19 protein-coding genes are annotated in these 24,380 nt (G+C 42.1%); all 19 read right to left on the minus strand.

The genetic code is table 11. The annotated features are described in order from the left end of the window. Positions 1 to 12: 12 nt before the first annotated feature. On the minus strand, positions 13 to 1,242 hold the full coding sequence (locus OIT90_RS11420) for an endo-1,4-beta-xylanase (protein WP_058837692.1): 1,230 nt from the start codon (positions 1,240 to 1,242) through the stop codon (positions 13 to 15). Positions 1,243 to 1,333: 91 nt separating this feature from the next. Further along, a complete protein-coding gene (locus OIT90_RS11425) occupies positions 1,334 to 3,439 on the minus strand; it encodes a glycoside hydrolase family 48 protein (protein WP_041084839.1) in 2,106 nt (701 codons plus the stop codon). Between the two features lie 32 nt (positions 3,440 to 3,471). Next, positions 3,472 to 5,322 (minus strand): glycoside hydrolase family 9 protein, encoded by a 1,851-nt coding sequence (locus OIT90_RS11430; RefSeq protein ID WP_474892619.1) that lies wholly within the window; start codon positions 5,320 to 5,322, stop codon positions 3,472 to 3,474. Between the two features lie 424 nt (positions 5,323 to 5,746). After that, positions 5,747 to 10,060: a PolC-type DNA polymerase III gene (locus OIT90_RS11435; RefSeq protein ID WP_039178587.1), complete on the minus strand. Its 4,314-nt coding sequence runs from the start codon at positions 10,058 to 10,060 to the stop codon at positions 5,747 to 5,749. A gap of 73 nt (positions 10,061 to 10,133) precedes the next feature. Next, positions 10,134 to 11,831, minus strand: coding sequence for a proline--tRNA ligase (locus OIT90_RS11440; RefSeq protein ID WP_474892576.1), 1,698 nt, complete (start codon positions 11,829 to 11,831; stop codon positions 10,134 to 10,136). 80 nt (positions 11,832 to 11,911) lie between these two features. Next, complete coding sequence (rseP, locus tag OIT90_RS11445) at positions 11,912 to 13,177, minus strand: RIP metalloprotease RseP (protein WP_087975441.1); 1,266 nt, start codon at positions 13,175 to 13,177, stop codon at positions 11,912 to 11,914. Between the two features lie 6 nt (positions 13,178 to 13,183). Next, positions 13,184 to 14,335: a 1-deoxy-D-xylulose-5-phosphate reductoisomerase gene (dxr, locus tag OIT90_RS11450; protein ID WP_059375119.1), complete on the minus strand. Its 1,152-nt coding sequence runs from the start codon at positions 14,333 to 14,335 to the stop codon at positions 13,184 to 13,186. Between the two features lie 39 nt (positions 14,336 to 14,374). Then, a complete protein-coding gene (locus tag OIT90_RS11455; protein WP_024424148.1) occupies positions 14,375 to 15,169 on the minus strand; it encodes a phosphatidate cytidylyltransferase in 795 nt (264 codons plus the stop codon). 12 nt (positions 15,170 to 15,181) lie between these two features. Continuing rightward, positions 15,182 to 15,964 (minus strand): isoprenyl transferase, encoded by a 783-nt coding sequence (locus OIT90_RS11460; protein ID WP_039178577.1) that lies wholly within the window; start codon positions 15,962 to 15,964, stop codon positions 15,182 to 15,184. Positions 15,965 to 16,093: 129 nt separating this feature from the next. Beyond that, complete coding sequence (frr, locus tag OIT90_RS11465; RefSeq protein WP_024424150.1) at positions 16,094 to 16,651, minus strand: ribosome recycling factor; 558 nt, start codon at positions 16,649 to 16,651, stop codon at positions 16,094 to 16,096. A 1-nt stretch (position 16,652) separates the two neighbouring features. After that, a complete protein-coding gene (pyrH, locus tag OIT90_RS11470) occupies positions 16,653 to 17,375 on the minus strand; it encodes a UMP kinase (RefSeq protein WP_008344767.1) in 723 nt (240 codons plus the stop codon). 134 nt (positions 17,376 to 17,509) lie between these two features. Beyond that, positions 17,510 to 18,391 carry a translation elongation factor Ts gene (gene tsf / locus OIT90_RS11475; RefSeq protein ID WP_034281801.1) on the minus strand — a complete coding sequence of 294 codons (882 nt, stop codon included), beginning with the start codon at positions 18,389 to 18,391 and terminating at the stop codon, positions 17,510 to 17,512. Positions 18,392 to 18,482: 91 nt separating this feature from the next. Continuing rightward, positions 18,483 to 19,217, minus strand: a complete 735-nt coding sequence (rpsB, locus tag OIT90_RS11480) for a 30S ribosomal protein S2 (RefSeq protein ID WP_024426991.1) — start codon at positions 19,215 to 19,217, stop codon at positions 18,483 to 18,485. Between the two features lie 155 nt (positions 19,218 to 19,372). Continuing rightward, positions 19,373 to 19,912, minus strand: a complete 540-nt coding sequence (locus OIT90_RS11485; protein WP_058837697.1) for a hypothetical protein — start codon at positions 19,910 to 19,912, stop codon at positions 19,373 to 19,375. A gap of 21 nt (positions 19,913 to 19,933) precedes the next feature. Continuing rightward, complete coding sequence (locus tag OIT90_RS11490) at positions 19,934 to 20,701, minus strand: FliA/WhiG family RNA polymerase sigma factor (RefSeq protein ID WP_024424154.1); 768 nt, start codon at positions 20,699 to 20,701, stop codon at positions 19,934 to 19,936. A gap of 24 nt (positions 20,702 to 20,725) precedes the next feature. After that, positions 20,726 to 21,226 carry a chemotaxis protein CheD gene (locus OIT90_RS11495; RefSeq protein ID WP_039178568.1) on the minus strand — a complete coding sequence of 167 codons (501 nt, stop codon included), beginning with the start codon at positions 21,224 to 21,226 and terminating at the stop codon, positions 20,726 to 20,728. Further along, entirely contained in the window at positions 21,226 to 21,852 is a 627-nt protein-coding gene (locus OIT90_RS11500; RefSeq protein ID WP_212039819.1) for a chemotaxis protein CheC, read from the minus strand. Before OIT90_RS11500 ends, OIT90_RS11495 begins: the two co-directional genes overlap by 1 nt. A gap of 12 nt (positions 21,853 to 21,864) precedes the next feature. Further along, complete coding sequence (locus OIT90_RS11505) at positions 21,865 to 22,326, minus strand: chemotaxis protein CheW (RefSeq protein WP_024424157.1); 462 nt, start codon at positions 22,324 to 22,326, stop codon at positions 21,865 to 21,867. 24 nt (positions 22,327 to 22,350) lie between these two features. Then, on the minus strand, positions 22,351 to 24,378 hold the full coding sequence (locus OIT90_RS11510; protein WP_474892577.1) for a chemotaxis protein CheW: 2,028 nt from the start codon (positions 24,376 to 24,378) through the stop codon (positions 22,351 to 22,353). Positions 24,379 to 24,380: the final 2 nt, after the last annotated feature.

The raw sequence follows: 24,380 nt of genomic DNA on the forward strand, positions 1-24,380 counted from the left end.
CACAATCTATCTCTATCCTTCTTGAGGCAGGATCACGTCTAGTTGAAACGGTGTTTGTTCATTTGAATCAAGTTCAATCGTCTGCTGTTTCAACATTTTACTTTCTTTACCGATTCTAACCTCATATGTTCCGTGAAATGCTGGACATCTCACATGGCCATTAGCATCTGTTTTTTCAACTCTTTGGGTCGTCCACTCATTTAGAAGCTTTTCATAACGTCTTCCTGCTTCATTTAAAGACCAATCATAATTCACGATGGCTGCATTTTCCCCTCTCCAATGGGCACCTGCCCAAAATCCCCACATTAGCACTCCTTTTACGGCTGGATGACTAAATGCGACGCGATATAAAGCTTCCAGGTTATCCGCTCTTCGATTAGGGTCAGGGTGAACCGAATCGTACTCTGTGACCCATATTGGAAGACCTAGCTCAGCAAGCACATCGAGTCTCTCTTTGACAATGACTGGATCGACCCGTTCTTCAAAATGGCCTTGAACCCCAATCGCCTCAATAGGTGCGCCTAACTGACGCAGTTCATTGATATGCGCTTTATAGGCATGGTGTTCACCATATGAGATCACATTATAATCATTCACAAACAATAGTGCTTGAGGATCAATTTTTTTCGTTTCTTCATACATCCACTTCCAAATATTTTTCCCAAAGCGATCTTTAAAAAATGAACCATGCATCATTTCATTGTTTACATCCCAATGACGGAACCTTCCCTTAAAGTGATTGCCCGCATGCTCAAGCCGGTTTTTCATGGCTTCATATACTTCGTGATTTGGCAGTGACCTTAGCCAGCTTGGATTCGCATCCTCTACCTCCCAAAACAAAGCGTGCCCTCTCACTGGAAGCTGATGTCGATCTGCAAAATTCAGCATCGCATCTGCTTTTTCGTAGGTGATTCTCCCTCTTTGTGGCTCATTCGCATACCATTTTGCCTCATTTTCAAAAACAGCCCAATTAAAATGTTTCACGAAAAAATCAGCATATTGTTGATTAAATAACACTTGATCATTCATCGCTGAACCAAAGGCGAATTCATGTCTGATTTGCTTTATTTCAACCTCTATACCTGCTATTGGCTTTTTTTCACCGTTTGTTACGTTGATCACAAGATCTCTTTGTCTATGCTCTGAGATTCGATCATCCGCCTCTTTTTTCCACATCAGACTGTCCTGTCCATTTTCGCCCCTATTGAATGAATGATGAAGAAAACTTCTTTCTTTGACCATATAAACTCACCCTTATCTTCATTGGATTCTTGATATTTTCTATTCAAACTGCCGGCTAGAAGCCGACAGCTTGAATTTGACCTTTGATCTCTTAGTTGATCAGACGATGATATTCAGCATAGGCAGTGGCCATATCCACTTGAGACCAGAAGCGGTGATAAGTGAAAACTGGTGCGCCATTCTCCCATTTGCCTGTAGCTTCATTAAATGAAGACTGATATTTACTTTCGAGTGAAGACCACGCTGGATCTTGTTTAATCTTCGGACGAAGGTCAGCAAAACTCGTATAGACCCCATTCCCTCCTCGCTGCGGGTCAGAAGGAACGGTGCTGGCTCCAGGAATCTGATTTCCTTGACCAAATGTCCCGTTCCATCCATTTGGAAAATACACTTCTTTTCTAAAGAAACGGTCATAGTCTTCTCTATCTTCCTCGGTCACTATGCCGACGCCATCATTGTAATTCCATGCAACCTCTAGAAGCTGCGCGGCTGCATCTTTCGCTCTTGCACCAAGCGCTGTATAATCACCTGTTTCCAGCTTTGTGGCTGCAGCAAAGAAAATCAAAGCTTTGGCAAGACTCCCTAATACGCCTGTATCCTGAGTTGGATCTTTTGTGACAGCTGTTAAATTTGGATTTCCTGTTGCAGACTGGAATCCATTCCAAGTATCAGGCTGTCCGCTCCAAGCAATATTTCCAGGTAGCCAAAACTCTCCAGGCGCACTTGTTGTAGCAACCGAAACATTTGTTCCTCCTAGAATTCTCTGTCCTTGCTCATCTAAGAAATAACCCTCTTCATCCGACACAGGACGGCTGCCGATAAAAATATAATCTAATGCATAGTTGACCCATTTTGTTATGGCAGATTTGGCCATTTGGACATTTTCAGATGTTTTGTCGCCATCTTTGACAAAAATATAATAAAGCTCTGCTACGCGCTCCATTGGCCACGCCTGCATTCCAAACCAGTTATTTGATGGCGGATCAAGGTAAACAGGCGCATCTTCATATGCCATATCGTAAAAAGTACTTCTTCCCGCCGGATAAGCACTATAGTCTCCATTCCAGCTATTGGTTGCGCCTCCTGCTATGGCTCCCTCTTTCGATTGAAGCCATACGTAAAATTCAAGCTGCCTCTTTAATGTTTTTTCCCAATCGCTTGCCCCAGTAGCAGAAGATGGCTTTAGGCCTCCTTTATCTGAGGATAAAGCATAAGCAGCGACAGGATTTTGATATCCCTGATGACAATGGCTCGCTCCGATACGCCATGACCAGTTTGCATACTCCCCGAGTCCTCCACCCCAAGAGGTATACCAAGCCATTAAGTAATGACAGGCACCCTTTCCGTTTCCAGGATACGGATTCCCCTGCTTCCCGCTTCCAATCGTTTGAAAATATTTATCGTACATACCGTAACGGAGGAAATCCCCCATTTTTTTCGCTTTATCAAGATAAGCTGTCTGATTATAGCCGAGCTCCTTCGCCCAATACATCGCTTGTATCGCACGTGCATCAGCATCTGTTGCATTCGTATAACGCCACTGAGCAGCTGGAGCTTGATTTTCTTTTGTGAACAAGCTCATAAAGCCTTCATTCGGCTTACCAAAAGATTTATCGTCTTGTGATGGATGAGGGATGGACTCCCATACAGATTCCTGTGGACCACGCTGGAATGTGTTCACATATGCGGCTGTATGTGATGGGTTGAGCAAGTTCCCATAGCCATACCAGTTATCTACGTCAAGGAGCCAGTGCATTAAATACGTTTCATTCGATCCATAGGTTGATTTTAATTCACCATCAATTGGATCTTGACCAGCAGGACGGGCACCGGTTAATTGGCTTGGGTATTGATCCGGAAATGGTTTCTCTGCTGCATATGTGGCTGGACTGGACGGATTATAAGCATTCATATGCGGCTGCTCATCATGCCCATCTTCATTGACTGGGATGATGTACTTCTCCATATTGTCCCAAGCTGCCTCTAATTTGCTCCAATCCCCTGTGTAATGTCCGTACAGCACCTCAAGCCATAGCCAATAGCTATACGCTTCCGAAGTTGTCATATGTCCGTAATCAGGCGCTTCACAAATGAGCGTCTCGATTGAATGGTACGGAATTCCTTCTGGTGAAAAATATCCATTCGCATCGCTTTTGATTTGATGATAAAGCGTTAAAAACCGTTCTTTATTTGACAAGTCCTTCACCCTTTCAATAAAATCGTTGATTTTTATTTGTCTGGAAGTGTGCCAAATACTAAAGCACCATCGTCAAAGACAGGAATCTTCGTTGTTTTTTGCATAGTGGATGTTAATCCTTGATAGGAATAATCATTTGAGGCATCCCATATATTCGATCCATTTGGAGCAGATATTCGAAATTGTATTTCCTTCTTATGCTCAGATTCTCCTCTAGGAGAAATAGCTACGCCGGTAAAATCAATTTCTGCAAAATAGACGCGAGCTGATGCGTCATATACCTTTAAAGGCGATAAGGAAGCGCCTTCATTGTAGGCTGCTGTCACCTGAATATCCTTTTCAGTCAATCCCTTTGCAAAGACCTCGCTCAGATTAACGTAATATCTGAAGGAGAGTGTTTGACTGGTTCTTGCCGGCCAGCCGGACCTGTTGTACAGCACTGCTTTCACTTGAGTAGATGTTGTATCGTTATGCATCACAGCTGCCTCTACAAAGAACTCATCCTCCACCTGTTCTTTAGGCGGGAAATTTGGCAGCTTTGATTGGCCTTGACCAAAGAGCTGCACCATTTTGGCGATATTTCCAGTAAAGGCGGCATTATAATCAGTCGCCACTTCGTTAGATATATAATCAGAGATGTCATCGTCATATTGATCCTGTGCATTAGGACCTCCAACAAGCGCTCCATAAAGTGTGTGCCGGTGATTTGGAGGGTTTGTCAGCTGGTTAGACCATGAGCCATGTGCAGTACGATGGTGCGGGTGCTTCGGCGGATTCTGGCCAAACCCAACGACGTAGCTTCTATTCAGCGGATTATCACCTAACATATAGTGAGTTTGCTTGATTGCAAACGATTGATATCGATTCTTCTTTTCTTGATCAGATACCCAATCAGCATAAACAAAGGCTAAAAATGCTGCATTTGCGGCATAACGAAGTGAACCCCATTGATCTAGCCATGCCAAACCACCAGGCGTATAGGTGATTCTTTCTACTTTTCCATTTTGAACAAGACCTGTGGTCCAGTAATCAAGATTGCGCTCAGTGGATTCTATAAATCTGTTCTCTTTCGTGATTCTTGCAAGTAAAATTTGTGAAGCAAAAAAAGTATTGTCCCATGACATGGTAAACGTATAATCCCAATCCTTCGGCCATTCCTCTACCGCTTTTAATGCTTGGTTTAAATAAGTTTCTTCATTTGTCGCCAAGTACAGCCAGATTCCGCCCCAAATCAGTTCGTCAACATAGCCGCTCCAGGAGTTGTAAAATGGCTGCGCATTGGTGACACAATCTGAATATTTGCCGCGATACTTGTCAGCAAATGCATATAGCTGTTTGGCGTGCGTCAAAAGCTTTGCCGCATAAGACGCATCTGTTTCTTTAAAAATGATAGAACCTGCTGCTAAAGCCGCCGCAGTTTGTGCAGCTACTTCTGTTCCAGGACAATGTTCATCAATTTTAAAAGCTGGCCGGTTCATCGGCATCACTTCTGCTGGTCCCCACCAAGCATGATCAGCATTTCCATCACCTACTTGCGCCCAAAATTCATTCGGGCCCGTATGTGCTTTCAAGAAATAATCCGTTGCCCACTTGATTTGATCTAATATCTCATCAAGCAGCTCCGCCTCTTCATAAGCTTCCCGGTATTCATATACTGTCCATGCAAGCACGGCTGCTGAATAAGCCATCGGAAGTCCAAATTTCACATGATCTCCTGCATCATACCAGCCGCCAGTTAAATCATGCCCAACATCCTTCCCGTCCTCTAGCCCAGAATCTCCCCGCCAGTTAAGACGATTGTTTTCCGGAAGCCGGCCTGACCGCTGCGCTTCATAAAAAAGCATGGATTTTTGTAAAACCTCTACATAGTTGTAAGATGCCATTTCTCTATTGCTCACCCCTTCTTTTTAGTGAAACATTGATCAATAGACGCACCGCCTCCTTTTGATACTTCGTTTCGTGATCTGTACAGTTTTGAAAAGAATCAAATATGTTTCAAAAATAAGCATAGTAAACAGCAATCAGCTTTACGCTCATCGAAGTTTTCTCTTGATTCTCCTTCTGACTGTACCCAGAATGATCATATGTCGCTTAAGAACATTTCAGACGGCGAAATTCTCTTTTGAGCTCTATTTGGGTAGAAAGAATGACATACAATCTCTTCTCTTAAAACATCACGCTAAATCAAGATATATGAATGGATATGAAAATAATTCCAGTTGGTGAAAAATCTTTATTAGTTAACATAATAATATTATTGTATATATAGAAAAGAACGCCCTTTTAAGGGCGCTCTTATTCATCACATTAGAATAAAGAAAGCTGATTTTGATCAGGAAGTGCTTCTAAACAGCCTTGACGATCTAAATACTCAAGGATAGTCTTTGAGACTTTTCCACGCTTTTGTAAATCTTCTTTTGAAAGGAATTCCCCATCTTGCCGCGCGCGGACAATATTTAATGCAACGTTTGTGCCGAGTCCAGGGATCGAGTTGAATGGCGGAATTAATCCGTCTCCATCAATGATAAACTCTGTTGCACTTGAGCGGTACAGGTCCACCTTTTTGAAGTGGTAGCCTCTTTCACACATTTCAAGTGCAAGCTCTAGCACAGTTAATAGGTTCTTTTCTTTCGGTGATGCATCTAAACCTTTTGAATTAATATCATCCATAACGGCTCGAATCGCATTCGATCCTTTTGTCATCGTTTCAATATCAAAGTCATCCGCACGAACAGTAAAGTAAGCCGCATAGTACAGGAGTGCATGATGCACCTTGAAATAAGCAATACGAACAGCCATCAATACATATGCAGCCGCGTGGGCTTTAGGGAACATGTATTTGATCTTTTTACAAGAATCAATATACCAGTTTGGTACATTATTATTCTTCATTTCTTCTTCCCATTCAGGAGGAAGCCCCTTTCCTTTACGAACAGATTCCATGATTTTAAAGGCAAGTGACGGCTCTAAGCCTTGATAGATGAGATAGACCATAATATCATCACGGCACCCAATGACTTCACTTAGTTCACACGTTTTATTGTGAATGAGCTCTTGTGCGTTTCCGAGCCATACATCCGTACCGTGTGAGAGTCCAGAAATCTGAACAAGCTCTGAGAAGGTCGTTGGTTTTGTATCCTCTAGCATTTGCCGAACAAATCTTGTTCCAAATTCCGGGATACCGAGTGTACCTGTTTTACAGCCTATTTGCTCTTCTGTTACACCTAGCGGCTCTGTCCCTTGGAAAATCTTCATGACTTCAGGGTCATCTGTTGGAATCGTTTTTGGATCGATTCCGCTTAAATCTTGAAGCATACGAATGACCGTTGGATCATCGTGCCCAAGAATATCCAGCTTGAGCAAGTTATCATGAATCGAATGAAAATCAAAATGTGTCGTCTTCCAATCAGAACCTGTCGCATCTGCTGGGTATTGAATAGGTGAGAAATCGTAAATATCCATATAATCCGGCACAACGATAATCCCGCCTGGATGCTGGCCCGTTGTCCGTTTTACCCCTGTACAGCCTTGTACAAGCCGGTCGATTTCAGCACCTCTCATATGAAGGTTATGATCCCCTGCATAGCCTTTCACGTAACCGTATGCTGTTTTTTCTGCAACGGTACCAATCGTACCTGCTCGGTATACATACTCTTCTCCGAACAACTCTTTCGTATAGTTATGCGCTATCGGCTGATATTCACCTGAGAAGTTCAAGTCAATATCAGGGACTTTGTCTCCTTTAAAACCTAAGAACGTTTCAAACGGAATATCATGTCCATCTTTTTTATACGGCGTTCCACATTCAGGACAGTCTTTATCAGGAAGGTCAAAGCCTGAACCAACAGATCCGTCATTAAAGAACTCAGAGTGCTTACAGCTTGGGCATACATAATGAGGTGCAAGTGGATTTACTTCAGTAATCTCTGTTAATGTCGCAACAAGAGATGATCCGACAGATCCCCTTGAACCAACAAGATATCCATCATCAAGTGATTTTTTTACGAGCTTATGAGAGATTAAGTAAATAACGGCGAAACCATGACCGATAATACTTTTTAATTCTTTCTCAATGCGGTCTTCTACGATTTTCGGCAGGTCATCTCCGTAGATACTACGCGCCATTTGATAGCTCATTTCCCGTATTTCTTCATCTGCACCTTCAATTTTTGGTGTGTAAAGATCATCTTTGATAGGTTTAATGCTTTCGACCATCTCAGATACTTTTTGCGTATTTGTTACGACAATCTCTTTCGCTTTTTCGTCTCCTAGGAAGGAGAATGCTTCGAGCATTTCATCTGTCGTTCTAAAATGAACTTTTGGCAGTTCATGTCTGTTCAGCGGATTCGCTCCACCTTGTGATGAAATTAAGATTTTACGATAAATTTTGTCTTCTGGATGCAGGTAATGTACATTTCCAGTCGCCACAACTGGTTTATTCAGCTTTTCGCCAAGTTTGACAATGTTTGTGATGATTTCTTTTAACGCACGTTCATCTCGAACTAGCTCAAGCTGCAACAGGTGCTGATACACTTCTGGCGGATGTACCTCTAAATAGTCATAAAATGCTGCAATGTCTTCCACCTCGTCAGGTGACTTTTGCATCATTCCTTCAAATACCTCACCCTTATCACAAGCAGACCCAACAATTAAACCTTCTCGATATTTCTCAAGCTGGGAGCGTGGAATACGCGGAACCCGGTAGAAATAATGAATATGAGAAAGTGAAACAAGCTTAAATAAATTCTTAAGACCTGTCTCATTTTGAGCAATCAAAGTTGCATGGTAAGGACGTGAGCGCTGGTAAGCATTCGACTGCCCCATGTTTTCATTCAATTGATCGTGATAGGCAATCTCTTTTTCAGCCGCATCTTTTAGCATCTTCAGCATGAGATAGCCTGTCGCCTCTGCATCATAAATCGCTCGGTGATGCTGCGTTAGTTCAATATCAAACTTTTTACAGAGGGTGTTCAGCCGGTGATTTTTAAATTCTGGGTAAAGGAAACGGCCAAGTTCAAGTGTATCAATGACAGGGTTTGACGCTTTATCTGTTTTTAAGAGGCGTTTATACGCTGCATTTAAAAAGCCCATATCAAAGCTCGCATTGTGCGCAACAAGAATATCTTGTCCAATCCATTCTTTGAAATCCCGTACGACGTCGACGACATCTGGTGCATCTCTCACCATATCATCGGTGATACCTGTTAATTCGATGGTTGTCGCTGATAACGGGTGATGGGGATTTGCAAACGCCTCAAAGCGGTCAATGATTTCCCCGCCTTTGATTTTCACTGCTGCCAGCTCAATGATCGTGTCATAAACGGCTGAAAGTCCAGTTGTCTCTACGTCAAATACGACATATGTCGCATCCTCTAACAAGCGGTGCTCTGGGTTATACGCAATCGGTACCCCGTCGTCCACTAAATTGATTTCCACACCGTACATCATTTTGATGCCATGCTTTTTACTTGCTGCATACGCATCCGGGAAGGATTGTACAACGGCATGATCTGTCAGAGCAATGGCTTCATGTCCCCATTTTTTTGCTTGTTCAACAAGCCTGCCGATGCCAGTGACAGCATCCATTTGGCTCATAGGTGAATGTAAATGAAGCTCCACACGCTTTTCACCCTCAGGTGCTGTATCTTCTTTCAGCTGCGGTTTCATTTCATTGACATCATTAGCGATCATGACAAGATCTCTGACAAACGTATCATTTTGAATGCTTCCTCTTGCTTTCACCCACATGCCTTTTTTCAATGATTTCATCAGTTGAGCATCTTCTTTTTCTCTTGCAAACATTTTGATCAATATACTATTTGTATAATCAGTGATCTTAAAGATACAAAGCGTTCTCCCGCTTTTCAGCTCACGCGTTTCTGCATCGAATACGTAGCCTTGAACGGTGATTCTTCTTTCCTCGTCCATGATACTGTCAAGCGTACGAATTTCTTCATTGTCTTTGATTTGATAGCCAATCATCAGAGGGCCTGACGGAGCTTCATCCTGCTCCTCACTTTCTTTCTTCTCCATCTCAGTGAGGGCTTGCATGGCTCTTTCTTGATCTTCAGCAAGCTTTTGTTCTCTGAACTTCTGAATCTCTTGATCTGATACAAAAATTTCTGTATCGAATTGCAGCTCTGGAAAACCTACTTGTTTAAATGCGGCCTGGAGCATCGGGCTGTACTTCTTCTTAATAGCGAGTGCCTCTGTTTCGCTTTTCGTTTTAATGATGATTTTATGACCAGACAGCGATGGCTTTTGCTGCTGAAGCAAACTGATGATTGGGGGAGAAATTCCTTGAAGTTCTTCCACACAATGTGACCAGTACGATTGCACGAGTTCTTCAGAGATGTGCGGATCACTTACTTCAATCGTACAAGTAATTTGTGCAATATGAGAAAATGCATTTGTCAGTCTGCTGAGAAACATGGCGTATACTTTGTAAGGCAAAAGAGCCTTAAATTTAAAAAGGAAATGCCATGTTTTCGTCGCTTTGTGCACCGTCAATTTGACGATTTCTCCTTCTTCAAAGTAACGACTGAGGTCATCATCTGTCATTTGAATCTGATTGAGTAATATATGAAATTGCCGCCGTGTGATCGGTAATTGTTCATCCAAGACAGGACCCTCCTTTTGTCAATCAGAAAGGTACCTCTTTTCTACAGGAGGTACCTTCATTTTTTTGTTCGTTTTATGCTTGGCGTATAAATGAAATCAGATCATCAACAGATACTTCATGTGATTCACCTGATTTTCTAAACTTCACTTCAACAATACCTTCTTCTGAACGTTTACCGCAGCTAATGCGAATTGGCAGTCCAATTAAATCACTGTCTGCAAATTTCACTCCTGCACGCTCCTGGCGGTCATCGAAAAGTACGTCAAAGCCTTCATCTTCTAAGCGATCGTACAACGTTTCAGCCAGTTCTTTTTGCGCATCGTTTTTCATATTTAATGCAAGGAGGTGAAGGTCATATGGTGCCACTGTTTCCGGCCAAATGATTCCTTTCTCATCATGATGCTGTTCAACAATCGCTGAAAGAGTTCTAGAGATGCCGATGCCATAGCAGCCCATAATCATTGGCTGCGCACGTCCATTCTCATCAAGGTACGTTGCATCCATTGACTCAGAATAACGAGTGCCAAGTTTAAAGACTTGTCCTACTTCAATCCCTTTTGCAAACTGGATGGTGCCTTCCCCGTCTGGAGAAACATCTCCTTCTTGAATCAAGCGAAGATCTGTGAATTCTTTCACTGACACATCACGTGCAGGGTTGACATTGACATAGTGATAATCCGCTTCATTTGCACCAGCGACTGCATTTGTCATTCCCTTCACAGCAAGGTCCGCATAAATATCGACTTCTGCTTCCAGTTTAACAGGTCCAACAAATCCAGGCTCAGTTCCAATGACTTCTAGCACTTCTTCGCGTGATGCTAGTTCGACAAGCTGTGCTCCTACTAAGTTTTTCACTTTCACATCATTTACTTCATGATCGCCTCTAGTAAGGATGAGAACATACGCATCGTCTGCTTTAAACAAAACAGATTTCATGCATGCAGAAGGATCAACTTCTAATAATCCAGCCACATCTTGAATTGTTTTCGCTTGCGGCGTGTGGACTTTTTCAAGCTCTTTGAAGTCCGCAGGATTTGCTTCTTCTCCGTGATATACAGCCTCAGCCATTTCAATGTTTGCAGCATATGAGGAAGTATCAGAATAAGCGATGGTATCCTCTCCGACCTCTGAGAGTGCCATGAACTCATGTGTATCTTTTCCGCCCATTGCCCCAGAATCTGCAATGACTGGTCTAAAGTTGAGACCCACTTTTGAGAACACATTAGAGTAAGCTGTAAACATTTTGTTGTATGTCTCGTCAAGGCTTTCTGGTGAAGAATGGAATGAGTATGCATCCTTCATAATAAATTCACGTCCGCGCAGCAGTCCAAAGCGTGGTCTCTGTTCATCACGGAATTTTGATTGAATTTGATATAGAGTTAAAGGTAGCTTCTTATACGATTTCACTTCACTGCGTACTAATGATGTAATCACTTCTTCGTGGGTTGGACCAAGCGCAAATTCGCGGCCATGGCGATCCTTCATACGCATCAGTTCTGGACCGTATGTATACCATCTTCCTGACTCTTGCCACATTTCTGCCTGCTGAAGCACTGGCATTAACAGCTCAGCTGCGCCTGCCTTTTCCATTTCCTTGCGGACGATGGATTGAATATGCTGAATGACTTTATGCGCAAGCGGCAGATAATGATAGATTCCACTTGTATTTTGTCTAATAAATCCAGCTCTTACTAAGAGTTGATGGCTTTTTGCCTCAGCATCTGCCGGCACCTCTCGAAGAGTTGGAATGAAAGTCAGGGATTGTCTCATGTCGTTACACCTCATTTATGAAATAGGACTTCTCACAAAAACTCTTGTTTCCCGGAATGAGAAACAAGAGAGAATGGTTTTTATAAAAATAACCGCTGGATGTCATTCCACGTTACCACTAACATTAACAGCATGAGGAAAGCAACACCAATAAAGACAACAAGTGCTTCTTTCTCACGATTAATTGGTTTACCGCGAATGGCTTCAACAAATAAGAATAGTAAACGTCCTCCGTCTAATGCAGGAATCGGTAACAAATTCACGATGCCTAGGTTGATACTGAGGAACGCCGCAAACTGCATTAATGTTAACACACCTTGTTTGGCTACTTCTCCTGTCATGTCATAAATTCCAACAGGACCTGCTAACATATCTAGTGAAAATTGTCCTGTGACAATCTTTTGCAAGTTCGTTAAGATCAGACCTGCCGTTGAAATGACAGTTGTTCCTGAAGATGAAATGACTTTCAAAAATCCATTTTCCGTTGGCGGATATGATCCGAAACGGCCAATGCTTTTTCCGTCAGCTTTCACAGCTTCTGGTACAACCTGCACAGTGCTTTCTTTGCCGTCTCGGTCAATGACGACATTCATTTTTTTCTCAGGGTTCTTTTGAACTGTTTGAACGACGTCTGTCCAAGAATTCATTTTCTCGCCGTTAATGGACACGATGTGATCTCCCTGCATCAGTCCAGCTTCCGCCGCTCGGCCGTCTTTTGTCAGCTTACCGAGTACAGGGTCATCAACGGTTACCCCTTGGATAAAGCCTAAAGCAACCAAAATCACATACGCCAGTATAAAGTTCATGATCGGTCCAGCTGCGATAGCTTTAATTCGCTGCCAAACCGTTTTTGAACCAAATTGACGATTGTATGGTGCAATTTGAATCTCTTCACCATCTGCAATATAGAAGCTTGTTTGACTGACATTGTAGCCAGTCAGAATATCTTCATTTCCAGCTTCATATCCCGAGATTCTCATGGCATGATCTAAATCAATCTGCTCAACTTCGATGACAAGTGCATCAGGATATTTTTCTTTATCATTTAAAATGATCTTTTCTACTTCATTTTGCTCATTGAATAAGAGCCCCACTGTATGACCTGGTTTAATTTCGATGACTTCAGGGTCTTCTCCAGCCATTTTCACAAATCCGCCAATAGGGAGGAGTCTAATGGTATAAACGGTTTCCTTTCGTTTAAAGGAGAAAATCTTCGGCCCAAAACCAATTGCGAACTCGCGGCATAAAATCCCCGCGCGCTGCGCCATAATTAAATGGCCAAGCTCGTGGAAAAAAACGAGCGTTCCAAAAATAATAATAAACGCAATCACTGTATTCACGAACATACCACCTTATGTGAGGATTGATTGAACAAAGTCTCGTGTATCTTTGTCCACTTCATGGATATCTTGCAAACTAGGCGTTGAAATCACATGATGTCTAATTAGTGCCTTTTCAATCAATTCTTCAATTTGCAGGAACGTTACTTTGCCTTTCAGAAATGCATCGACTGCTATTTCATTTGCTGCATTAAGTACAGCAGGCATTGTCCCTCCTATTTTACCTGATTCATAAGCAAAATGTAAGCAGCGATACCTGTCAAAATCCGCTTTTTGGAAATTCAATTGTCCAATCTCCCAAAGGTTCAATGATTTCGCTTCTTGTAACGGCGCCCTGTCAGGGTATGTGAGTGCATATTGAATAGGCACTCTCATGTCAGGTGTTCCTAACTGAGCCATGACGCTTTTGTCGTGAAATTCCACCATCGAATGGATAATGCTCTCTTTATGTAGCAGCACATCAATTTGTTCATAAGGGATATCAAACAACCAATGTGCCTCGATCACCTCGAGCCCTTTATTCATCATCGTCGCTGAATCAATGGTGATTTTCGCTCCCATCGACCAGTTCGGGTGGTTCAGCGCTTCTTCAACCGTAACACCTTCAAGTTCAGTTCGTTTTTTATCTCGGAAACTACCACCTGAAGCTGTCACGATTAAGCGTTCAATATTTTTAGCTTGTTCACCTTGCAGGCATTGAAAAATAGCCGAATGCTCACTATCGACAGGAAGTAAAGGTACATCATATGTTTTAGCGTACTCTTTTACTATATGACCAGCTGTTACAAGTGTTTCCTTATTTGCGAGTGCAATCGTCTTTTTTTGTTCAATGGCCTTTAATGTTGGAACAAGTCCAACACTTCCTACAAGTGCATTAACCACTACGTCCACTGCATCATAGGTCGCTGCCTCGATGTTGGCTTCATCACCAGCAGCCAGCTTCACACCGTATGCAAATGAATGATTTTTTAGCATGTGATAGGTTTCTTCGTCTACACAGCCAACGAATTCAGGCTGAAAGCGCTCAATGATCGGAATCGCTTTTGCTATATTTCTGCCAAAGGTCATGGCTTTCAGCTTAAATTTGTCCGGGTGCTGCCTGATCACATCTAACGTTTGTTCTCCAATTGATCCTGTTGCGCCTAATAGCGAAATATATTTCAAATTGCCACTCCTTCTCTCGTTCAATAAGTTTCTATGAGGTTAGCTGGCAAACGTTGCGAGCAGTAAGTATAAAAACGGCAGAACGAATAAAAAGCTGTCAAACCTGTCCAAAATTCCGCCATGGCCAGGGAGAATTGTCCCTGAATCCTTCACGTGATAATGACGCTTTAAAGCAGATTCCACTAGGTCGCCAAGCTGTCCAAAGATACTGAGTAAAAGAGTAATAAACATCACAAGCAGATATGATGGCAAAAATCCTGTAACCGCCTGAAACACAAGTGACAACACGACCGCTGTGACGATTCCGCCGATAAATCCTTCTACTGTTTTGTTTGGGCTGATTTCTGGCCAAAGCTTTCGTTTCCCCATAGATTTCCCAATAAAGTAGGCTCCTGAGTCAGTAGACCAAATAATCACTGCTGCGAAGAAGATCGCACTCATGCCATATAAGCCTCTAATTTGGATAAAATAATAGAAACTAACGCCAATATATAATGTGGCTAATACAACAAAAGCAACCTCATCGAATGTGAAAGAGTTTTTGCTCAAAACTGTATAAGTTAAAAGTATTAAGACTGCGAATAAAGCAATCTGCATTTTTGATGCGTCCACGTTTGGGAAGAAACTGTTGTCTCCGCCCATTAAAAGCCAAAGCAATATTAAGCTGACAATACCAGGAAAGCTGAAAATCGAGATTTTTTTCATTCTTAAAAGCTCAAAGAGAGCGACACTTCCCATTAAATAAATCAGCAGGGTAAATGGCATCTGTCCATATATCACAGCAAGTAAAAAGACTGCAGCTGCCAAAACACCCGTCAAAATTCTTTGTTTCATCTGCACCACCCTCTAAATTCCACCGAACCTCCGGCCGCGGCGCTGGTACTCTCCAATAGCGCCTATAAGGTGCTCATCAGAAAAGTCAGGCCAAAGCACATCCGTAAAGACAAACTCGCTGTAAGCAATTTGCCAAAGCATAAAGTTGCTTAATCTAATTTCTCCACTCGTGCGAATGAGCAAATCCGGATCTTGAAGAGATTCTGTCATTAAATAAGCTGAAAACATCTCTTCTGTGATGTCTTCTGCTTGAAGCTTACCTTCTTTGACCATTTCAGAAATTTGTCTGCATGCGGAGACGATTTCTGTGCGCCCCCCATAGTTGAGCGCAAAGTTCAAAACGAGTCCGTCGTTATTTGCCGTACTCTTTACTGCATTCTCTACCGCTTTTTTCGTATGCTGCGGGAGGCCGTCTGGATCACCTGTTAAACGCACACGGACATTTTCCTCGATGAGTTCAGGCAGGTAGATGTTTAAAAATTCTTCAGGAAGTTTCATTAAAAAGTCTACTTCTAGTTTTGGACGTTTCCAATTTTCCGTAGAGAAAGCATACAAAGTCAGCACTTTGACATTCAGCTCATTTGCAAGCTTTGTCATGCGCTTGACGACTTTCATTCCTTCATGATGACCTGCTACCCGTGGAAGAGCACGTTTTTTCGCCCATCTTCCGTTCCCATCCATGATAATGGCGATATGTTCAGGAATTTCTCCATTTAATATGTCTTCTTTTGTCAGGCTTTCTAAGTTGGAAGCTGCTGTTTGCTGATTCTTCCAATTTTTGAGTATATTGAGCATGAGATTCCTCCATCACCCAAAAAGGTTGCGTTCCCGCTAATAATATAGTCATCAACAGTATTAACAAAAAAACCCCCTGTAAACATGAAGAGGGTCTTTTCACTATTATCTATTGTACATAGTTTTTTCTTAAACTTCCATGATTTCTTTTTCTTTATCTTTCGTCACGTCATCAATTTTAGCGACATATTCATCTGTCAATTTTTGGACATCCTCTGTTGATGATCTTAATTCATCTTCAGTGATCTCCCCATTTTTCTCAAGCTTTTTCAAATCATCGTTTGCATCACGACGAACGTTACGAACAGCTACTTTTGCTTCTTCTGAGTATTTTTTCACTACTTTCACAAGCTCTTTACGTCTTTCTTCTGTCAGCGCAGGAATCGCAATGCGGATCACATTTCCGTCACTTGTTGGCGTGATGCCAAGATCAGACTTTTGGATCGCTTTTTCGATATCACCGATTGCTGTTTTATCGTAAGGTGTGATAATCAGCATACGTGCTTCTGGCACTGTGATTGACGCAATTTGGTTAAGAGGTGTTTGTGCACCGTAATAATCAACTGTCACTTTATCAAGCAGTGAAGCATTTGCACGGCCTGCACGAACAGTTGCAAGCTCACGTCCGTATGCTTGTACAGCTTTTTCCATTTTTTCTTTCGTTTGGTTCAACACTTCTTTTGACACGTTATTTCCCCCTCACGATCGTTCCGATTGATTCGCCATTTACGGCACGTTTAATATTTCCTTCTTCCATAATGGAGAAGACAATTAATGGAATGTCATTGTCCATACATAATGAGGACGCAGTAGAATCCATTACAGCAAGCCCTTCTTTAAGTACATCAAGATATGAAAGCTTATCATATTTTACTGCATCCGCATCTGTACGAGGATCAGCACTGTAGACACCATCTACATTATTTTTCGCCATTAAAATGACATCTGCTTCAATTTCTGCTGCTCGAAGTGCTGCCGTAGTATCTGTAGAGAAATAAGGGTTACCTGTTCCAGCAGCAAAAATGACGACACGTTTCTTCTCAAGATGACGGATCGCTTTTCTTCTTATGTATGGTTCTGCAACCTGTCTCATTTCGATAGAGGTTTGCACTCTAGACTGAATGCCAAGCGTTTCTAGGCTGTCCTGTAACGCCAGTGAGTTCATCACTGTTGCCAGCATACCCATGTAGTCTGCTGTTGCACGATCCATTCCTAGATCACTGCCTGTCTTTCCACGCCAAAGGTTTCCTCCGCCTACAACGACTGCAACTTCAACATCAAGCTCTGCAATTTCTTTTACTTGCTTTGCAATGGATTGAATGACAGTTGGGTTAATTCCATTTCCAGCATCACCCGCTAGTGCTTCGCCACTTAGCTTCAGTACAATGCGATTATATTTCGGTTTGCTCATGATAACCTCCAAGTGTATACTATACCGTCTCTTATTATGCGTAAGAAACTGCCTTTTGTAAATCAATATCCTCTAAAAAATAGGGAACACAGTGCTTGTGCTCCCTAAAAAAGCCCCAGAGAGCTTTTCAAACATTATTTTTTCACTTGGCTCATAACTTCTTCAGCAAAGTTGTCTTGACGTTTTTCGATACCTTCGCCCACTTCATAGCGAACATAAGTTTGAACAGTTGCATTTTTCGCAGCTACAACTTGTTTCACTTTTTCATCTGGGTTTTTAACGAACGCTTGGTCAAGTAAGCAAATTTCTTCGAAGAATTTGTTTAGACGGCCTTCTACCATTTTAGCTACGATGTTTTCAGGCTTTCCTTCTTGAAGCGCTTGCTGAGTTAATACTTCACGCTCACGGTTTGCTTCTTCTTCTGACACTTGGTCACGAGAAATGTATTTAGGGTTTACAGCTGCAACGTGCATTGCGATGTCTCTTGCAAGCTCTTCGTCAGTTGTTCCGTTAAGAACAGCTAACACACCGATACGTCCGCCCATGTGCAGGTAAGAACCGAATGCAGCATTATCTTCTTTTGTGATGACAGAGAAACGACGTAGAGTGATTTTCTCTCCGATTTTCGCAATTGCAGAAGTGATATGCTCTTCAACTGTTGAACCGTTTTCCATTTTAGAAGCATGAGCTTCTTCAATTGTTGCAGGTTTAGCAGCAAGCAAATGATCAGCAAGTTCATTAAGAAGTGCTTGGAATCCTTCGTTTTTCGCAACGAAATCAGTCTCAGAGTTCACTTCTAGGATGACGCCTGTGTTGCCATCAGTTTTGATAAGAGTTAATCCTTCTGCCGCAATACGGTCTGCTTTTTTCGCAGCTTTTGCGATTCCTTTTTCTCTTAGAAGGTCGATTGCTTTCTCGATGTCACCATCAGTTTCTGTTAACGCTTTTTTACAGTCCATCATACCTGCACCAGTTTTTTGACGCAGTTCTTTAACTAATTGAGCAGTAATTGCCATTTTACATTTCCTCCTTCTATGTTAAAACACGGATTACTAGGTGAAAAAAAGGTGATAAAAGGCATTTCCCTCTTATCACCTTTTGAATAGGTTACGCAGTTGTTGTTTCAGTTTCTGTCGTTTCTTCTACAACAGCTTCTTCTTCGCCTTGTTTAGACTCAAGAATCGCATCTGCCATTTTAGCAGTTAGAAGTTTTACAGCACGGATTGCATCATCGTTTGCAGGGATCACAACATCAATTTCGTCTGGATCACAGTTTGTGTCAACGATACCGATGATTGGGATATTCAATTTACGAGCTTCTGCAACTGCAATACGCTCTTTACGAGGGTCGATAATGAAAAGTGCATCCGGAAGACTCTTCATGTCTTTGATTCCGCCTAGGAATTTTTCAAGACGCTCTAATTCTTTTTTCAGTTGAACGACTTCTTTCTTAGGAAGAACTTCGAATGTACCATTTTCTTGCATTTTTTCAATATCTTTCAAACGTTTAATACGTTTTTGGATTGTTTCAAAGTTTGTTAAAGTTCCACCAAGCCAGCGTTGGTTCACATAGAACATACCAGAACGGATTGCTTCTTCTTTCACTGAATCTTGTGCTTGCTTTTTCGTACCAACGAAAAGAATTTTTCCTCCGTCAGCAGCAAGGTTTTTCGTGAAGTTGTAAGCTTCCTCTACTTTTTTCACCGTTTTTTGAAGGTCGATGATGTAGATACCGTTACGCTCTGTAAAGATGTAACGCTTCATTTTTGGGTTCCAACGGCGAGTTTGGTGACCGAAGTGAACACCAGCTTCTAGCAATTGTTTCATAGAAATAACTGACATTTTGTTGCCTCCTAATATAATGGTTTTTTTTCCTCCGCTTAAGTCATGTTCACATAAAACTGCGCCACGGCAGCACCTTCATACGAATCATTAAGCGTGTGTATTTAACACCAAGAAATAATATAACACATGATGGACTGACAATCAAGAATCCTTTACAGCTTTCCGCTAAATTTTAATAAAAGCTCGATTTCTGTCTTACCAGTTTTCATTTCTTTCGCTATTTCTTCTAGTGATCGCCCTTCATCATATAGGGTCTTCACTTGGTTCTCGAATGTTTCTTCTATTTCACTTTCAGAAGGCAGAGAAGCCTCTGTTTCAAGTTGTGGAACGGGTTCGTTTACCTTCTCTTCCTGCACCTCAACTTCGCTAAGGAGAGCCGACAGGTGCTCTGGTACGGGATCTTCACTTTCGACCGATTGCTGGGATTCAATTGGTGGTTGTGGCTGCTTTGGTGTCTGAAGATCCGATTTCAGCTCTTCAGCAGAAAAATCAGGGGAAGCGGCTGCCACTTTTGTTAGTTTGTCATTCTCTTCTTTGACTTCCATCAAAAATGCAGCCAGGGTATTTTCCGTTTCTTCTAGAAGTTCTCGCTGTTTTTGTTCTGTTGCCTTCAGCGAATTCATTCTTGTATATAAAATAATCACAAAATAAATAAGTGCAGCATGAAGCATGAAGCTAATCAGCCATAACATATTTTTTCACTCACTAACTCTTTAAGATTGAATGGCTTTATCAAGCAGATGCTTAAGCTTGAACAAGGCCTTTGAATGAATTTGCGAAATGCGCGAGGTAGATAAATTGAGCACTTGACCGATTTCCGTTAATGTCAATTCTTCTTTATAGAAAAGACTGATCACGAGCTTTTCTTTTTCAGAAAGCTCAGTGATTTTTTCAGAAAGCTGTTCAATTAATTCATCTTTCAGCATTTTCTCTTCTGGAGTCACAGACTTCTCGTCGCGAATCATGACTTGGACATTTTCTCCGTCTTCTTGATCATGCAGCTTCTCATCGATTGAGAGCAGATTTGCAAAGAATCCTTCATTCATCGTTGTGACAACATCTTGTTCACTCATGCCGAGTTCCTCAGCCACCTCTGTCGGTGTCACATTACGCAAATAACGCTGTTCAAGCTTTTCAATAGCCGCTTCTACTTTTTTTGTTTTTTCTCTTGATGTACGAGGCAGCCAGTCCTCTTTACGAAGACCGTCGATGATGGCCCCGCGGATTCTGAAGGATGCATATGTATCAAACTTCAGATCTCTTCCGGGATCAAATTTTTCAAGGGCATCATATAAACCGAGCATCCCTAGACTGATCAAGTCTTCTTTATGCACTGACTTCGGGAGACCGATGGAAATTCTTCCAACATGATATGTGACGAGCGGCATATAGCGGCGCATAAGATCATCTCCAGCAGCAGGGTCTTTCCACTCTTTCCATCTAGCCCATAGCGCCTGATCTTCGTAATTTAAGGATTGCATCTTTATCCCCCTATACTTCCTTAGTTATATCTTCATAATGCCTTGCTTCACAGTACGGATCTCAAGCTCTGCCGTAAGCGGATCGAATTCAATCGTACGGCCACTGTTTCCGCCTGTATCCTCACTAATAATCGGGATATGATGAAGAGACAGATGTTCTTTCACAGCTGAAACGTTTCTAGGTCCAATTCTCATAAGATCATTGGTTGACTTAAACTTAAACATTTCCGCCCCGCCGGCAAGTTTTGCCTTTAGCGCATGTTTGCGTGCGCCTGCTTTTAGGAGCAGATCAATTGTATGCTTGACACCTGTATCTGCATATTTAGCCAAGTTCTCCACCGTCCCTTTTGAAAGAGAGGAGTCTGGCAGCATAACATGAACAAGGCCTGCCAGCTTTTTCTCTTGATCAAACAAGACAAGCCCTACGCAAGAACCAAGACCGGATGTCCGAATGCGGTCCGGTGTTTTGACAAGCTGAACATCCGCAATACCAACCTTTACAACTGCCGGAATTTGCACGTTCATTATAGGTTACCTAATGCTTTGAATAGTTTTTCAAACGATTCAAAGTCTGGTAATAGAAACATATTTCCTTTCAGCTCTTGCTTATTTTGATCATCAAAAATAGATGTATCAATCACAATCGCCTGATCGCCAAGAGGACTGAATTGCATTAACCCTTCACTAATGACAGCTCCGAACATATCGAGCGTGACATCTGGAACACTTGGGTAAAGCTGCAATTTTGTTAAATCGGCAAGGGCTGATAAATAAGAGCCTGCTAAAATATTTCCCAGTTCATGAAGTGCTGACGTCCCCATCTCATGTTCATGAATCGTATCAATATCAAATGTCGGATCCTGGACAAGCTCTCTTACAAATTGCTCCGCTTGCTCAAACGGCATAATGAAAAAGATTGACCCGGTTAAATCTCCTTCCATTCGCAGGAAAATGCTTGCAACGGGAAGGTCTGCACCGCCAAAGAAATCCATTAAATCTTCAAACGAGAGAACCTTGACAAAAGGAACAGCCATATCAATTTTGCGATCCAATAGGTTGGCAAGAGCAGACGCTGCGTGGCCTGCCCCGATATTCCCAACCTCTCCTAAAATATCTAGCTGTTCATCTTTAATTTCGTTGAAAATGCTCATTTCACATCCCCCTTAATGAACAGGTGCACCTTGAACGCTCTTGTCGAGGACAGCACCAGCATGAATGATATTGAAAAGACGCTGATCATGCTTAATAATACCTGTCACCCATGACTGTCCTTCTTTTTCAGCAGATTCAGGAGAAGATTCTACTTCTTCCTGATGGACGGTTATGACATCATTTGCTTCATCAACAATCCAGCCGACTTCAATATCACCAACTTGTACAATGATCATTCTTGTTTCATCTGTAATCTCGTTGTCAGTAGAACCAAGTCTGACTCTCAGGTCAATGACAGGTGTCACGACACCGCGTAAATTAATAACACCGCATATATAAGGGGCAACGCCAGGAACTCTTGTCGGCTGCTGCCATTTTTCAATGGACTTTACTTCTGATACTGAAATGGCGTATTCTTTTTTGTTTACGATAAACACAATCATCTTTTCGCCAGTTTTGATATCTGTACTCATTTCAGACCGCTCCTCTATTGTTTTTTACTTGATCAGTGCATTACAGTCAACGATGAGTGCAACTTGACCGTCACCTAGGATCGTTGCGCCGGATATCGCAAATACGTTTGGCAGATAATCTCCTAGTGATTTCAATACAACCTCTTGCTGACCAATAAATGAATCGACCACAAATGCTGTCAGCTTGTCTCCTTTACGAACAACAATGATGTGCAGCTCTTCCTCTAATTCATTCGCATTTGGTACGTGGAATTGTTTCTTCAAGTACACGACCGGTACGATAAATCCGCGGAAATCAATCACTTCACGATCATGCGTTTGCAGGATGTCACTTTTCTTAATGACAGCCGTTTCAATAATAGAAGAAATCGGAATCGCAAATGTTTCCTCTTCCAGTTTTACAAGAAGAACGGAAATAATCGATAGTGTCAGCGGAAGCTGGATCGAGAATAGGGAGCCCTGTCCCTCTGTTGAGTTAATACTCACAGATCCGCCAAGTGATTCCAGCTTGTTTTTCACAACGTCAAGACCTACACCGCGGCCTGAGATGTCAGAAATCGTGTCAGCTGTAGAGAAGCCTGCTGCAAAGATCAATGAATCAATTTGATGATCTTCAAGCGTTTCTGCTTCTCTTTCTGTAATAACTCCGCGCTCTAATGCTTTTTCAAGCACCTTTTTACGGTTAATCCCGCCTCCATCATCTTCTACTTCAATGAAGACATGGTTTCCGCTATGATACGCTTTTAATAGAACCGTACCTTTTTCCGGCTTGCCTTTTTTCACACGTTCTTCTGGTGATTCAATCCCGTGATCTAGACTGTTTCTAAGTAAGTGCAAGAGCGGATCTCCAATCTCGTCGATGACTGTTCGATCAAGCTCTGTCTCAGCACCCTCAATAATAAGTTCGATTTTCTTATTAAGCTCTTTCGTCAATTGACGAATCATACGCGGGAATCTGTTAAAGACAGTTTCCACAGGTACCATTCTCATGTTCAGGATGATTGATTGCAGGTCTCCAGAAATACGTGTCATTCTTTCGACTGTGTCTGTGAGTTCGTTATTTTCTAGTTCTTTGGCAATCTGTTCTAATCGGCCTCTATCAATCACAAGTTCTTCAAATAGATTCATTAGAGAATCTAGACGGTCGATGTTGACACGAATTGTTTTTGTTCCGCCAGCAGCTGCACCGTTATTGCCATTTGCTTTTGGTGCATCATTTGCTGGCGCTTTCGCAGCAGGAACGGAGACTTCTTCTTTTTTCTGTTCAGGCTGCGCCTCTTGTTTTTCAGCCGGAGCTACTTCATCAAATGCGGAGACTTCAGAGATCTCAACCTTCTCAACCTCTGAGATCGCCGTGACGATTTTCTGCACTTCGTCCATCGGCAGTTTAGAAAGATAAGAAATGCTGAATTCTGATTCGAAATCTTCTGATTCTAACAGCTCTGCATTCGGAACGGTTTTGACAACCTCGCCTGCTTCATTTAGTCTTTCAAAAATCATATAGACACGAACGGCTTTTAGTAAGCACGCTTCGCTTAATGTCACGTTGAGTTCATAGCATTTAAAGCCTTGCTCTCTCGCTTCATCAAGAACCGTTCGTTCAAATTCGTTATAATCTAAGTCATTAGCAGCTGCTGATGCATCTGCTGTTTCAACGCTAGAAGCTGCCTCAGCATGGCTTCCTGTCACATCTAGCTTTTTACTAATCTCAGTGACATCACGTTTCCCGTCTCCTCCTTCTGCAATCGATTGAACCATTGCTTCAAGATGATCGAGTGCTTCGAACATCGTATCCATTGACTCAGGAGTGACAATCATTTGTTCATTACGGATAGCATCAAACATGTTTTCTAAATGATGCGTTAAGTGAGCCATATCATCAAAGCCCATCGTTGCACTCATGCCTTTCAATGTATGAGCTGCTCTGAATATATCATTCACTAGCTGCAAGTCGGTTGGGTTCTTTTCTAAATCAAGAAGTTTTTCATTACAAGTTTGTAAGTGTTCTCTGCTTTCATCTAAAAAGATATCTAAGTATTGGTTTACATCCAACG

The sequence above is a fragment of the Bacillus sp. ABR genome (assembly GCF_056172715.1).